The 265-nt window shown below is 36.6% G+C and carries 1 pseudogene; it reads left to right on the plus strand.

What is annotated here, in order from left to right:
- Positions 1–265 (plus strand): annotated as a pseudogene (locus tag OU788_RS12785) (RagB/SusD family nutrient uptake outer membrane protein); the annotation flags it as partial.

Consider the following 265-nt stretch of genomic DNA (forward strand, 5'->3'; position numbering starts at 1 on the left):
GATGATTTTTTAGAAGTAGAGCCTTCTGATAGATTATCTGCAGAACAAATTGCAGAAGCTGCAGAGTTTAACCCTGATGTTGTTAAGGGTGGAATAGCTGGTTTATACCAATTAATGTATTTACCTGGAACAGGTGGTGTTGGTGGTGATGATGATTTCGGTCAAAAAGGAATTGACATTTGGACAGATATGTTATCAGCCGACATAGCACATTCTAAAACAGATTATGGATGGTATAGTAATTTTAGTAACTTACAAGCTACTG

It is taken from the genome of Tenacibaculum sp. L6, assembly GCF_028823685.1.
In the GTDB taxonomy this organism is placed as follows: domain Bacteria; phylum Bacteroidota; class Bacteroidia; order Flavobacteriales; family Flavobacteriaceae; genus Polaribacter.